At 39.5% G+C, this 13,267-nt stretch carries 9 protein-coding genes; 6 read left to right on the forward strand and 3 right to left on the reverse strand.

The genetic code is table 11. From position 1 onward, the window contains the following. Positions 1 to 209: 209 nt before the first annotated feature. The gene (gene ruvX / locus H3U73_RS04270; RefSeq protein ID WP_084551881.1) at positions 210 to 671 is read right to left on the reverse strand and encodes a Holliday junction resolvase RuvX; all 462 of its coding nucleotides are present in this window, start codon (positions 669 to 671) and stop codon (positions 210 to 212) included. Next, positions 664 to 1,242 (reverse strand): YqgE/AlgH family protein, encoded by a 579-nt coding sequence (locus tag H3U73_RS04275; protein WP_037393479.1) that lies wholly within the window; start codon positions 1,240 to 1,242, stop codon positions 664 to 666. The genes ruvX and H3U73_RS04275 overlap by 8 nt, the downstream gene beginning before the upstream one ends. 207 nt (positions 1,243 to 1,449) lie before the next feature. Between H3U73_RS04275 and gpmI the strand changes: the two genes are divergently transcribed. The 3 genes from gpmI (at position 1,450) to H3U73_RS04290 (ending at position 5,979) form a co-directional block, all read left to right on the forward strand. Continuing rightward, positions 1,450 to 2,973: a 2,3-bisphosphoglycerate-independent phosphoglycerate mutase gene (gene gpmI / locus H3U73_RS04280; protein ID WP_084551880.1), complete on the forward strand. Its 1,524-nt coding sequence runs from the start codon at positions 1,450 to 1,452 to the stop codon at positions 2,971 to 2,973. Then, positions 2,973 to 4,277: a murein hydrolase activator EnvC gene (locus tag H3U73_RS04285; RefSeq protein ID WP_084551879.1), complete on the forward strand. Its 1,305-nt coding sequence runs from the start codon at positions 2,973 to 2,975 to the stop codon at positions 4,275 to 4,277. The genes gpmI and H3U73_RS04285 overlap by 1 nt, the downstream gene beginning before the upstream one ends. 139 nt (positions 4,278 to 4,416) lie before the next feature. Continuing rightward, positions 4,417 to 5,979 carry a S41 family peptidase gene (locus H3U73_RS04290; protein ID WP_025330644.1) on the forward strand — a complete coding sequence of 521 codons (1,563 nt, stop codon included), beginning with the start codon at positions 4,417 to 4,419 and terminating at the stop codon, positions 5,977 to 5,979. An 866-nt stretch (positions 5,980 to 6,845) separates the two neighbouring features. On the opposite strand, the gene ppsA is transcribed toward H3U73_RS04290, so the two are convergent. Further along, a complete protein-coding gene (gene ppsA, locus H3U73_RS04295) occupies positions 6,846 to 9,233 on the reverse strand; it encodes a phosphoenolpyruvate synthase (protein ID WP_198190102.1) in 2,388 nt (795 codons plus the stop codon). A 420-nt stretch (positions 9,234 to 9,653) separates the two neighbouring features. Here ppsA and H3U73_RS04300 point away from each other — a divergent pair, with 420 nt between their 5' ends. From H3U73_RS04300 to H3U73_RS04310, 3 genes are all read left to right on the forward strand, one after another. Continuing rightward, complete coding sequence (locus H3U73_RS04300; RefSeq protein WP_025330642.1) at positions 9,654 to 10,475, forward strand: pyruvate, water dikinase regulatory protein; 822 nt, start codon at positions 9,654 to 9,656, stop codon at positions 10,473 to 10,475. 674 nt (positions 10,476 to 11,149) lie between these two features. Next, complete coding sequence (locus H3U73_RS04305; RefSeq protein WP_198190103.1) at positions 11,150 to 11,920, forward strand: gamma-glutamyl-gamma-aminobutyrate hydrolase family protein; 771 nt, start codon at positions 11,150 to 11,152, stop codon at positions 11,918 to 11,920. Positions 11,921 to 11,928: 8 nt separating this feature from the next. After that, positions 11,929 to 13,263 carry a glutamine synthetase family protein gene (locus tag H3U73_RS04310; protein WP_025330640.1) on the forward strand — a complete coding sequence of 445 codons (1,335 nt, stop codon included), beginning with the start codon at positions 11,929 to 11,931 and terminating at the stop codon, positions 13,261 to 13,263. Positions 13,264 to 13,267 lie beyond the last annotated feature (4 nt).

The following is a 13,267-nucleotide window of genomic DNA, read 5'->3' on the forward strand; positions in this document are numbered from 1 at the left end:
CTGATAAAATAAAACCATAATTTGTTATTTAATGTTTGTTTAAAATTTTAAGCAATAATGAGCACAAATTGAAAGATAAATGAAAAATATACTTGATTGAAAAAGCAGTCTAAAAATTATCGAAATAATAAAACACTATTTATTGTAGTTATAAGTTCTGCGTTATCAGTAACCCGATATTTAGATTTATTTAAAATACACTTGAAAATTTAATCAAGTTTGGCCATACATGCGCCAGTACTGAAAAAAGTTGCCAGAATTGCCTGTGCTGCAACCTGATCCAGTATTTGTTTACGCTTTTTCCCAAAAACTAAAGCTTCATTCAGCAAACTTTCGGCGACTACAGATGTCCAGCGCTCATCTACCCAGTATACCGGTAAATTAAATCGACCATGTAAGCGGTTACCAAAACGGCGACAAAGAGCAGTAGCTTCATCGTCCTCACCATCTGCATGAGTGGGAAGGCCTACTACAAGCACCTGTGGCCGCCATTCATTTATTAAAGTTTTAATACGGCTAAAATACTGTTCAGTACTGATAACAGTAATAGTTTCCAACGGATGTACACTCGCCAGCTCAGCTTCACCAACGGCCACTCCTATTCGCGCGCTTCCGAAATCAAATCCGAGCACAGTGCCACGCTTTAGCGGAGAAAGGATTGATTCAGGCATGACCCACCAATACGCTCAGATTGGCAACATCAATATTTAATAACTGCAAAGCAGCTTTATAACGTTGCTTATAAGGCATATCAAATAAAATCTGGTTATCTGCAGGCACGGTTATCCAGCTATTATTTGCCAGCTCCTGCTCCAGTTGTCCGGCAGACCAGCTGGAATAACCAATAGTAGCTACAGCTTTATCAACTTCATTTTCCTGTGTAAGCCCCAGAATAATATCGCGAGAAGTAGTCATGGCTATATCGTCAGTTACCAGCAAACTGCTTTCCCATGAACCTGTCGGAGTATGTACCAGAAATCCGCGGTCTACTTGAACCGGACCGCCCATCAGAACATTTTGTCCGTGAAAACGTTCCGGTGTAGGGGTTTTAGCAGAATCAAACAGTAAATCCATCATAATCGGTGATGGTTTATTTACAATGATACCCATAGCACCGTCTGCACTATGTTCACACAGATAAATCACGCTTTCTTTAAAAAACGGGTCTTCCATTGACGGCATAGCAATCAGAAAATGATTGGCCAGAGAAAATCCGGACGGAGCGTTTTGTTGTGCAGCCATATTGTGCTTATCCATGAATATGATGTCAGACTATATAAATTAATTTGTCGTTAAATTGGGGCTGTTTTACAGTTTCTCAAGCGTATGCTTTTCGCTATAATTCTATCTTACTCCGAACCGGATTGTTTTATCCGGTTTTTAAAATTTTATCAAAACAGCTAATACTGGCAGACTGAGTCAAAGACAGCCATCACAGAAAGGTCAATTGTGTCATTAATTAAACCTGTTGTGCTTTTAATTCTGGATGGTTTCGGCCATCGTGCCGAAGGAAATGACAATGCTATTTTACTGGCGCATACTCCTCATATTGATAACTATTGTCAGCACTATGCTTATGGCACGATAGATGCTTCAGAACGAATGGTCGGATTGCCTGTTGGCCAGTTTGGTAATTCAGAAGTGGGTCACCTGAATATTGGTGCAGGCAGAGTTGTACCTCAGGACATTACCCGAATCGATATGGCTATTGAAGACCATACTCTCGAGCAAAATCCGGTTTTGCAACAGGCATGGAATAATCCGAATCATACTGTACATCTGCTGGGTTTATTTTCTGATGGTGGTGTGCATAGCCATATAGAACATTTTTTTGCAGTTATAGACGCCGCATTAGCTGCCGGCATGCAAAAAATTGTTGTCCATCCGTTTCTTGATGGTCGTGATACACCGCCGCAAAGCGCCCGTCCCTATCTGCAACGCCTGCAACAATATATGCAACAGCATTCTCAGATATTATGCGGTGCCGTTGTCGGACGTTTTTTTGCCATGGACAGAGACAATCGTTGGGATCGCGTTGAAGCTGCTTATAATGCCTTGTTTGGCGATGCGCCCTATCAGGCTGATTCCCCTGTTGCTGCATTAGATGCTGCTTATGCCCGTGGCGAGCAGGATGAATTTGTTAAACCTACCATTGTCAGTCCGCAGGCAAACCTGGTTGATGGTGATGCCATTCTGTTTCTCAACTTCCGCGCTGATCGCGCACGTGAATTAACTCAGGCTCTTACTTTTGCTGATTTCGACGGATTTAAACGCAAGTATCGTGTACAACCGGGATATTTTGCCACTATCACAGCTTACGGCACACAATTCAGCAATCCGGTAATGTTCGAAAAACAATCTGTAAATAATGGTCTGGGAGAATTTTTGGCCGGACAGGGTCTTAGCCAGCTCCGCATAGCAGAAACAGAAAAATATCCGCACGTAACTTATTTCTTTAGTGGTGGTCGGGAAGAACCTTATATTGGTGAAGAGAGAATTATGATTCCTTCACCCAAAGTGACTACATATGATTTACAGCCAGAAATGAGTGCTGTCGGCATTACTGAACAAATTATTGATAGTTTAAAACATCATCGCCATGATGTTATTATTTGTAACTTTGCCAATGGTGATATGGTTGGACATACCGGCTCACTTGACGCCGCTATAAAAGCAGTAGAAACACTGGATAGTTGCGTAGCACAGGTTGTCGAAACAACACTTTCTGCAGGCGGAGAAGTGATTATTACTGCCGATCACGGTAACTGTGAACACATGTATGATGAAAAAAATCAGCAACCTCACACACAACATACAGTTGAACCGGTCCCATTTATCTATATAGGGCGTAAAGCTACAATCCGTTCAGGCGGAGCGCTTAAAGATGTAGCGCCTTCTCTTTTAACTGCTCTGGGACTGACTCCGCCTGCAGAAATGACGGGCCAGAACCTGATTGAATTCACAGATAAATAATGAAATCTTTATTCTGTCTCATTCTGATATGGTGCAGTACTCTTTTCTCTTTGGCTATCGCTGCCAATAATCAGAAAATCCAACAGCCAACTGGTGAACTGAAACAGGTTCACCAGGCTATTTCAGCAACACAAAACCAGATCAGTAAAACTACGGTTGAACAGAAAAAAATTGATGCCTCAATGGCTGCAACAGGCCAGCAGCTTAATCAGGCAAAAAATGAGCTTAACCGCATTCAGCAACAGCAACAGACCAGTATGCGGCAGTTACAAACCCTGCAAACCAATCTGGATAAAACCCGTACCCAGATTGCAGAAACTCAGACCCAGATAGCCCGTTTACTTAATGCACATTACCGTAACCGTCAGCCGAACAGCGTATATTTGATTCTAAAAAATGATCGCTCCGACCAAAAAGGGCGCTCGTTACAATATATCCGTTATTTAAATGAAGCCAATGAGCAGGTCATCCAGCGTTTACGTAAACAACAATTGCGGATGAATGCACAGCAACAGGCTATCAATAATCAGCAACAACAACTTTCTTCGCTACAAAAAAAACAACAGCAGCTTATTAACAAACTGCGTAATGAACATACTATTCAGCAAAGCAAATCCGGTGTATTAAACCAACAATTACAAGTACAGAATAAACAGTTACAATCATTAAAGGCTGATGAAAAACGATTGAACAATCTTTTAAGCCGTCTTTCTGCTCAGGCAACAATGCGTCGTCTGGCTCAGACTCAGCCTAAACCTCCTAAACAAACCATCAAACCGAAAAACACAGGTCAGCCACAAATTACTCCAAGTAACGATGCTGGTAACAATGATACAGACAGCACCAGACCGCCTTCTACCTTAACTGCAGAAGATTTAGCTTTACAGGCTACAGAAAATATTAAAACACCGCTTATTAAAGGTCTTGCACAGAAACAGGGACGCCTTCCCCGACCGGTTAACGGCAGCATATCAGGAAAATTTGGAGAAAACAGACCAAATGGCGGTATCTGGAAAGGATTGTTTTTTTCATGTAACAATGCGGCTGTGCACAGCATTTCTAATGGTAATGTGGTCTATGCTGCTTTTTTACAAGGTTACGGCAATACCGTTATCATTGATCACGGTGAAGGTTATATCAGCATTTACACAGGCTTGTCCTCCGTCAATGTTTCTGCCGGTAGCATTCTTAGCTCTGGTCAAACCATTGGTATAAGTGGTAAATTACCGGACGGTCAGAACGGACTTTATTTTGAAATTCGTTATCATAATCAGGCAATGAATCCATTATCATGGTTGCGTTAACACATATTATGCTTTGCTATTACTTTCAATAATTTTATAGTGTACACTCTGACCGATTTTGAATTTTCATCATAACCTGCTATAAACAGGTTATTGATATCCTGAATTAATGTCGTTATAAGAAAGAACAATAGTAATAATGGCTAAATCTAGATTAAAAAAAGCTGCTTTATATACACTGGGTGCTTTCAGCGGTGTCATTCTCACTTTAAGCATACAGAGTTATGCCAATGAGAAATCCGAGGCTTTACCGGTACAATCTCTGCATACCATGGCGGAAGTTTATGGACAAATTAAAGCCAATTATGTTGAGAATAAAACTGACGATACTATTCTTGAAGGTGCCATGAAAGGGATGGTCAATAATCTTGACCCGCATTCTGAATATCTGACTGTTAAAGATTACTCAGATTTACAGGAAAGCACTACAGGTGAATTTGGCGGCCTCGGTATGGAAATCAGCTCTGAAGACGGGCTGATAAAAATTGTGGCACCTATAGAAGACACGCCTGCTGATCGTGCCGGCATCAAAAGCGGTGACTACATCGTTAAAATTGACAGCGAATCAACTCGCAACATGACCACTACCGAAGCTGTAAAAAGAATGCGAGGTAAACCGGGAACCAGTATAACTCTGACTTTAGCTCGTAAAGATGAAGCACAGCCAATTGTATTACATCTGACAAGAGCAATTATTAAAGTTAAAAGTGTACGTTACAAACTTCTGGAACCTGATTACGGTTACGTGCGCATTACTCAGTTTCAGGAACATACTGTAAGTCTGCTGGCTGATGCTATTAAAGATTTGGAAAAACAGAACAAACAGCCTTTGAAAGGTCTGGTACTCGACTTACGCGATGATCCGGGTGGTCTGTTAAACAGTGCTGTTGGTGTATCCGCAGTATTCCTGAAACCGGGAGTAAAAGTTGTCAGCACGAAAAACCGTGATAAAAAAGAAGGTATGGTATTAAAAGCTATTCCTAAAGATTATGTAGTTAAAGGCAATGATCCGCTGGTAAATATGCCTGAAGAAATTAAAACCATACCGATTACAGTTTTAGTAAATTCAGGTACCGCTTCTGCTTCTGAAATTGTCTCCGGTGCGCTTCAAGACTATAAACGTGCTGTAATTGTAGGTACACAAAGCTTTGGCAAAGGTTCGGTACAAACAGTAATTCCTCTATCAAATGGTGGTGCGGTTAAACTGACAACTGCGCTGTATTACACTCCTAATGACCGATCAATACAGGCACAGGGTATCGTTCCTGATGTTGAAGTAAAAGATAAAAACCGAAAATTTGAAAGCCGCGAAGCTGATCTTGGCGGACATCTGAGTAACCCGTTAGGTGGTAAGGAGGTAAAAGGAGGATTAGAAGGCAGTCAGAAAAAAACCACTTCTCCGGCTTTTGCCAGTGAACCTGTAAATCAGCTTAACGAAGATTCGGATAAAGACAGTACCAAGGAAGTTAAAACTGGTAAAGACGAAAATCAAACCAATAAAGGTACAATTACTGCTGATAAAAAAGATAGCAAGAAAAAGGATGAAGAAGACTGGCTGGCGAGACGTGAACCTAACCCAGCAAAAGATGCTCAGTTAAAATCTGCTCTGGATCTGGTAAAAGACCCGGTAAAATGGAATCAGTCATTGGGACTGGCTGCTAAAAAACCAGTTAAAACCAATGACAAAAAAGATAAAAAATAAAATTTCATCTTAAAAAACAGATAGCTTAAAGCTATCTGTTTTTTATTAAATGTATTTGATTAATTTGCAAAATCATATAGATAAACTAAAACTTAATTGCTGAGAAAAAGTACCTAATCCATATATGCTTTAATAATATTTAAAAGTACCTGATAATGAATTCAAATCCATATCTTTACACTTTTAAATAAAAAAACTTATAAAATAATTAAAATTCCAACTTACCCAAAAATAATGTTTGCAGAATAGGCTCAATAACAACAAATAAAATTGAATGAATATAAACAATTAACTTTCCACAAACTATTAAATAAAAGTTTTAGTTAAAACCTTAATACTTTTAGGTTGGGAAGTTTCCAATAATGATATTTGCCTAAAAAAGTTAATAAACCACTCCTTTTTTACTTTTCATCTAGTGAATTTTTAGCTCGAACAAAATTTATTTAATATTTAACTCAATTGAATTAACTACTATGATTTGAATAAAAAATTTTAAATTTAAAAATATTAAACAATTTTTTATTTTGCTAGTCATCCATTCAATAATACCGGTGTTTCAAAGTTAGTTGACAGTCATTTATTTGCAAAAAGGATTACAGCTAATGACGAATAACAAACAATTAGCTCAATATCTATAGACGCAGAAGATATAACCCGCTATGAAAACGATTTTATGACTTATTGGCACTTTATTATCATTCTCTAATACTTACTTATCGTATTAACTTTACATAATATAAAAGTTTAATTAAGCAAAACTAAAAATCTTTAAATAAATCATTTATATATGAAATTTCTATATTTATTAATCAAAAAATAAAGGCTGCTAATTTTATTAGCAGCCTTTATTTTACAAACCGAAAAATTTATTTTTTCAGTTCTTTAGCCAGATATAACCAAGTTTCAATTACGGTATCGGGATTCAGAGAGATAGTCTCAATTCCCTCCTCAATCAACCATTTAGCGAAATCAGCATGATCAGACGGCCCTTGACCGCAAATACCAATATATTTATTTAATTTACGGCAAGCCTGAATTGCCAGACTGAACATCACTTTAACAGCTGGGTCACGTTCATCAAAAGTACCTGCGATCGGACCACCACTATCGCGATCCACACCCAGTGTTAACTGAGTCATATCATTTGAACCAATAGAGAATCCATCAAAGTATTTCAGGAACTGTTCGGCCAGTACTGCATTGGTTGGCAGTTCACACATCATAATCAGGCGCAGACCATTTTTAGCACGTTCCAGTCCGTTGTCTTTCAATGCGCGTACGACATTTTCAGCCTCTTTCAATGTACGTACAAATGGAATCATGATTTCAACATTAGTCAATCCCATTTCATCACGCACATATTTCAGTGCTTTACACTCAAGCGCAAAGCAATCTTTGAAATCATCAGAGACATAACGGGCTGCACCGCGGAAACCCAGCATCGGATTTTCTTCATGAGGCTCGTATTTATTACCACCTAAAAGATTGGCATATTCATTTGACTTAAAGTCAGACATACGCACAATTACTTTTTTCGGATACACAGAAGCTGCCAGTGTTGCCACACCCTCAGCAATTTTATCAATATAAAAATCTACCGGAGATGAATAGCCGGAAATTCTGTCAGTAATGGTGGCTTTCATCTGTTCATCCTGCTGATCAAATTCCAGCAAAGCACGAGGATGAATACCAATCTGGCGGTTAATAATAAATTCCATTCGTGCCAGACCAATACCATAGCCCGGTAAACCAGAGAAGCTGAATGCCAGCTCAGGATTACCTACATTCATCATGATTTTGGCTGGTGATTCAGGCATATTATCTAAAGGTATTTCATTGACATCAACTTTCAGTAAACCCTCATATACATAGCCCGTATCCCCTTCGGCACAGGACACCGTTACTTCCTGACCATCCTGCAAAGCAGAAGTTGCATTACCACAGCCAACCACTGCCGGAATACCCAGTTCACGCGCAATAATGGCTGCGTGACAAGTACGTCCGCCACGATTGGTAATAATTGCAGAGGCACGTTTCATAACCGGTTCCCAGTCCGGATCGGTCATATCAGTAACCAGTACGTCACCTGGCAACACTTTATCCATTTCATCAACAGATTTGACCAGACGCACTTTACCTTGACCGACTTTCTGACCGATGGCGCGACCCTCTACCAGAATGGCAGATTTGTCATTAATCTGATAGCGACGCAGTACACGGCTGTTATTTTCCTGTGATTTCACAGTTTCAGGACGAGCCTGCAAGATATACAGTTTGCCATCAATACCATCACGACCCCATTCAATATCCATCGGACGGCCATAATGTTCTTCAATAGTCAGTGCATACTGAGCCAGCTCAGTAATTTCTTCGGCACTGATTGAGAATTTTTTGCGGTCAGCAACATCAACATCTACTGTCTGTACAGATTTACCTGCCTGAGCCGCATCAGTGAAAACCATTTTAATCAGTTTAGAACCCATGGTTTTACGCAGAATCGCAGGACGACCGGCACGCAGAGTTGGTTTATGTACATAGAATTCATCCGGATTTACTGCACCCTGTACAACAGTCTCACCCAGACCATAGGATGATGTAATGAATACAACCTGATCAAAACCAGATTCTGTATCCATGGTGAACATCACCCCGGAGGCGCCTTTATCAGAACGCACCATCCGCTGAACACCGGCAGACAGAGCCACTACATCATGAGCAAAATTCTTGTGCACACGGTAGGAAATGGCGCGATCGTTATACAAAGAAGCAAATACATGATGCATAGCTTCTTTAACATTATCATAACCGCTTATATTCAGAAATGTTTCCTGCTGACCGGCAAAAGAGGCATCAGGTAAATCTTCGGCAGTCGCAGAAGAGCGTACAGCCACGCAAATCTGGTCAGTACCGGCATCAGCTACCATTTTTTCCCATGCTGCCTGTAAATCTGCTTCCAGTTCAGGCGGAAATGGGGTGTCCATGATCCATTGACGGATCTGTTTACCTACCCGAGCCAGTTCGGCAACATTATCTACATCCAGTGCCTTTAGCTCGTTATTGATACGTTCACTCAAACCTTCGTAAGCAAGAAAATTGCGATAGGCTTCGGCAGTGGTAGCAAAACCACCGGGTACACGCACACCTTTTTCGGTGAGCTGTGAAATCATCTCGCCAAGAGATGCATTTTTGCCGCCGACGCTTTCAACATCAGTCATGCGCAGATTTTCAAACCAGATTACGTTATTACCGGCCATGATGGTTATCCAGTGAGGAGTGGGAAAGTTGAAGACGACCTATTCTAACTAGTCAGGTATAAAATGTCATGTATTTTTGGCTATTTATCCGCCCATAATTGAGGATAATTTATCCCTAATCAAACACTATTCAAATACAAATCCTTGATACCTTAAGTATTTTAATTACATTTTCAATTATTTAGATTAAAATATCAATTTATACATTTTTTTAGCAATTTTAATCTAAAATTATCTTTTTTATTCAATAAAACATTAATTTTATTGCTTAAATTTTATATATTCAGTCTATTTTTATTTTTTTAGTATCAATGTTGAAAAAAAACCAATATTTTACGCAGGAACTGGAAGAAACTTCATTTACAATGGATAATTCATAAAGTCACATTCCTTTTTAACTCTGAATTATGTAGATTGATTATGAAACCAGTACGCCAAGTCTTTTTTGTTTCTGACCGAACGGGTATCACCGCCGAAAGTATGGGTCTTGCTTTATTGAACCAGTTTGACAATATAGAATTCAAGCGTGCTACTTATCCATTTGTAGATACGGAAACAAAAGCACGTGAGATTGTAGCTTTAATTAATAATGCAGCAAACCACTGTGAAGCGCGTCCGCTGGTTTTTTCTAGCATCGTTGATGAAAATGTCCGTAAACTGATTAAAACCAGTGCAGGGCTGCATATGAGTTTTTATGATGCATTTATTGGTGAGCTGGAAGATGAACTTGCCACAGAAGCTAATCATTCCATTGGCAGAACCCATGGAATGCACGATACTGAACGCTATGATAAGAGAATGGAAGCAATCAATTTTACTCTTAATCATGATGATGGAATTACTGATCGCGAATTGAAAAAAGCTGATGTGATTCTGATGGGCGTTTCTCGCAGCGGTAAAACGCCTACTTGTCTTTATCTGGCATTACAGTATGGAATTCGTGCTGCAAATTATCCTCTTATTCCAGAAGATCTGGAAAGCAGTGAATTACCTAGAATGCTGCAACCATTCCGGCAAAAATTATATGGGCTAACCATAGATGCAGACCGTCTGCACCATATTCGTTCGGAGCGTCGTCCTGATTCCCGTTATGCCAGTCGTGATAATTGCCGACGTGAGATTTTAACCGCCGAAGATATGTTCCGCCGTTTTAATATTCCATATACCAATACAACTCATAAATCTATTGAAGAACTGGCTGCAAGTATTATTTTAGCGGCAAAATTACAACGGCGGTTTTAGGTTGTTTCGTTATAAAGTTTTGCCCTGAATAAATTCAGGGCCTTTATTTTAACTTGCAATCATGATTTGTATTTATCTTGTATCAGTAATAGACGAATAAATTAAGCAGCTTTAATATTAAATCAATCTTTGAACGCGTGAATATTATTATCTAAACACATGGCATATTTTTTATATACTATCCAAGGTAACTGTACTATATCTAAATTTCCAAATTAAAATATGTCCAACTATTCAGATAACATCCGGAAGTGCTGAGACTATTATCCTGTGGTCAGACACATGGATAATAGTGTTGCAATGATATACTTTAGATTATTATTCTCTTTCTTTAATGACGTAATCAATAAAGCATGCTTATTTGTATTTCTTAATTACATTCTATAATTAATATTCATTTAACATAATCGTTAACATCAGTAATTATTACTTAGTCAGTAAATTTTCACGCCAGCAAAAACAACGAATAATCTTGGCCTCAATATAATAATGATATTTTTAATTTAATTCTAAAAATTTATTTTTATTATGTGTTTAGATTAATATCTTTTGTTACCAATAAATCGAATTATTATCAATTTAAGTTAAGTTTTCTTGCCATTTTGTTTTTCTCATGGGATTATGAATCATAAAAATCAAAATTGTTTTAACTATTAATCCTTTGAGACAATTTTATGCAGCCGCGTCCAATCATAGGTATACCATGTGATGTAAAGCAGATAGGTAAGTGGAATTTTCACGCTGTCGGTGAAAAATACATTCATGCGGTTCAGGACAGTGTCGGTGATGTTATTTTACTTCCGGTACTGTCTGATCAGGAAGTTTTAACTCGCCTGCTCAAATTGGTTGATGGTGTTTTTTTACCCGGTTCTTATTCAAATATAGACCCGAAATGGTATAGTGAAATATCGGCACGAGAGGGAATGTTACAGGATGCTGCCCGTGACCATACTGTTTTACCGCTAATTAAATATATTATTGATAGTGGTATACCACTTCTGGGTGTTTGCCGCGGTTTGCAGGAAATCAATGTCGCACTTGGTGGTGACCTTCACCAGCATATACAGGAAATACCCGGTTATCTGGATCATCGTGAACCCGATAATCAGCCAATTGAAATTCAATATGGCGATGCGCATGCGGTTAATCTGAAAACAGACAGTTTATTGATGCTGTGGCTGGCAACAGACCACAAACAGTATCAGGTCAATTCTTTACATCAGCAAGGAGTAAAAACGTTAGCACCCGGGCTTAGCATAGAAGCAACTGCTCCAGATGGTCTTATTGAAGCATTCAGGATTGATGCAGCGTCAATATTTGGCTATGCAGTACAGTGGCATCCGGAATGGCAATATGGGAATAAGCCGCTTTCTATCGCTATTTTTAAAGCTTTTCGTGAAGCATGTATGCAATATAAATTGCACAGGCAAAAGGAATCATTTTAAGGTGACTTATGTATGATGACATATTTAACTGGCTTAAAGAACATGGTATCACTGAAGTAGAATGTATCTTACCGGACATTACAGGTGTGGCTCGCGGTAAAATTATTCCGAAAGATAAATTTATATCTGAACCGGATATGCGACTACCCGAGGCAGTATTATTGCAAACAGTAACCGGAGAATATCCACAATCCAGCCTTCTGGATGAAACAGATGCGGATATGGAGTTAAAGCCAGACCAGACTACTCTGCGCTTTGTTCCCTGGGCTCAGGATCCGACAGCATCACTAATATTTGATTGCTTCTCTCCTGACGGTTTACCGGTTGAAACTGCGCCGCGCAATGTACTCAAACGCATATTAAAATTGTATGAAAATATGGGGCTGGAACCCATCGTTGCTCCGGAAATGGAATTCTATCTGATTTCACCCAACCCCGATCCGGATGTCCCCCTGCAACCTCCGATCGGCCGTACCGGACGCAGTGAATTCGGACGACGGTCTTATGCTGTAGATGCAGTAAATGAATTTGACCCTCTGTTTGAAGAAATTTACGACTACTGCCATGAACAAAACCTTGAAGTTGATACGCTGATTCATGAAATTGGTGCAGCACAGATGGAAATCAATTTCCTGCATGGTAATGCTCTGGATTTAGCCGATCAGGTATTTTTATTCAAACGCACAGTACGTGAATCTGCCTTTCATCATAAAATGTATGCCACTTTTATGGCTAAGCCTATGGAAGGAGAACCGGGCAGTGCCATGCATATCCATCAGAGTTTGAACAACGTAGAGAATGGTAATAATGCATTCAGCAGTGATGATGGCACTCCTTCAGAACTATTTTTTCATTTTATTGGCGGCCTGCAAAAATACCTGCCGCAAACCATGCCCTTTTTTGCTCCGTATGTTAATTCTTTCCGCCGGCTGACCCGGTTTACAGCTGCACCCACTAATGTTGAATGGGGTTATGACAATCGCACTGTAGGTTTACGTGTCCCGCGTGCTAAAGCCAAAGGAAGACGGATTGAAAACCGGCTGGCCGGAGTAGATGTGAATCCTTATCTGGCGATTGCCTGCTCACTGGCTTGTGGTTATCTGGGAATTAAAGAACAGCTACAACCGCGTGCTCCGCTGAGCAGTAATGCGTATTCATTACCTTATCAGTTCCCTACTACACTTGAAGAATCAATAGAACGTTTACGCCAGTGTGAACCAATTCATGAAATACTGGGTCAGCGCTTTGTTGAGATGTACATTGCCGTAAAAGAGCAGGAAGTTTCAGAATATTTTCGTGTTATCAGCCCTTGGGAGCGCAAATATCTGTTATTGCATGTCTGAAACC

The organism is Snodgrassella sp. W8124 (assembly GCF_016100875.1).
Classification (GTDB): domain Bacteria; phylum Pseudomonadota; class Gammaproteobacteria; order Burkholderiales; family Neisseriaceae; genus Snodgrassella; species Snodgrassella alvi.